The sequence below is a fragment of the Sandaracinobacteroides sp. genome (genome assembly GCF_057137845.1).
Genome location: NZ_DBNHFX010000119.1, coordinates 1 through 1,375 on the forward strand (window position 1 = coordinate 1; position 1,375 = coordinate 1,375).

The following is a 1,375-nucleotide window of genomic DNA, read 5'->3' on the forward strand; positions in this document are numbered from 1 at the left end:
GTCGATTCCGGCACCGGCTATGCGCAGCTTCTGGGCACAGTCGGCTACGACCAGATGGGATTCTTCATCAACTATGCGCCGGGCGTCGGCGATCCGGCCACCTTCTGGACGCTGGATGCCGCCGGCAATGTGATGGACAGCTTCGACATCACCGCGCTTGCGCCGATCTCGACACCGGGCGGCTTCAACGCCTTCGCGTTCCGTGGCGTCGCCTATGATGACGGCACCAAGATCTACGGCATGCGTTTCGGCGGCAACTACATCCTGCTGACCGGCACCGCCGACGGCGTTCCGCCGACGGGCGGCATTCCGGAACCCGCAACCTGGGCGATGCTGATCGCCGGCTTCGGCATGGTGGGCATGGCAGCCCGCCGCCGCAAGCAGGCGTTTGCCTGAAACGGTTCAGCCGGCGAAACCGCCGGCGGCCAGAAAATCCAGCTCCTCGGGTGTGGAAACACGCCCGAGGAGTTGGTTTCTGTGCGGGAAGCGGCCGAAGCGTTCGATCACGTCGCGGTGCAGAACCGCATAGCGCAGCCACTCACCGCCCAATGGCCGGATCAGATCGACAGCGCGATGCTGATCAGCCAGCCGTTCGGAATGTTCGAACGGCAGATAGAAAAAGATGCGCAGGTCTTCGGCGGTTGCCAGATCATGGCCCTGCCCGATCGCATCGTCGGCAAGGGCCATCGCCAGATCGTCGGTTACGAACATCCGCGCAGTGCCGCGAAAGGCGTTGCGCGGGAACTGGTCCAGCAGAATCATCAGCGCCAGCGCGCCTTCTGCACTTGCCTGCCAGCCCGCCAGCCCGCCGGCGGCGGCCTCCTCGTGCGCGGCAAGGAACCGCTGCCGGAAATCGGCGTCGAACGCATCGTTTTTCGCGAACCACGCCTTTGGCCCGGCGTCGCGCCAGAAACCGACGACTTCTGCGGCTGTTGTCATGGAATCCCCGTGATCTTGTGGGTTTGAAGGGAAAGCCGCCATTGCGGATGGGCAAGGCACCAGTCGATCGCGGCCTGCGTGTTGGCCAGCCGGTCCGGCCCGTCCATCGGCTGCACGAAGAAATGGCGAAAACCCCAGTCCGCGATCAGGTCCGGCAGCAGCGCGGCTTGCGGGAATACCAGCTTCAGTTCGTCACCCTGCTGCTGCACCACTTCCGTCCCGGCCTTGGGGCTGATGCACAGCCAGTCGATTCCGGCGGGCGCAGCGATGGTGCCGTTCGATTCGACGGCGATCCGGAAGCGGCGCGCGTGCAGGGCGTCGATCAGTGCCGCATCCAGTTGCAGCAGCGGTTCGCCGCCGGTGCAGACCACCAGCCGCTGTTCAAGCCCTTCCCCCCAGGCGGCTTCGACCGCATCCGCCAGTGCATCCGCCGTCT

Annotated in this window: 3 protein-coding genes; 1 reads left to right on the forward strand and 2 read right to left on the reverse strand. The window is 65.3% G+C overall.

Annotation, left to right across the window (positions count from 1 at the left end; genetic code table 11):
* Positions 1-396 (forward strand): PEPxxWA-CTERM sorting domain-containing protein (locus tag AC16JP_RS06450; RefSeq protein WP_484339783.1); only part of this gene is annotated, 396 nt, incomplete at its 5' end.
* A 6-nt stretch (positions 397-402) separates the two neighbouring features.
* On the opposite strand, the gene AC16JP_RS06455 is transcribed toward AC16JP_RS06450, so the two are convergent.
* Positions 403-939, reverse strand: coding sequence for a DUF924 family protein (locus AC16JP_RS06455; protein WP_484339784.1), 537 nt, complete (start codon positions 937-939; stop codon positions 403-405).
* A partial coding sequence (locus AC16JP_RS06460; RefSeq protein WP_484339785.1) for a radical SAM family protein occupies positions 936-1,375 on the reverse strand: 440 nt, incomplete at its 5' end. The genes AC16JP_RS06460 and AC16JP_RS06455, both read right to left, overlap by 4 nt.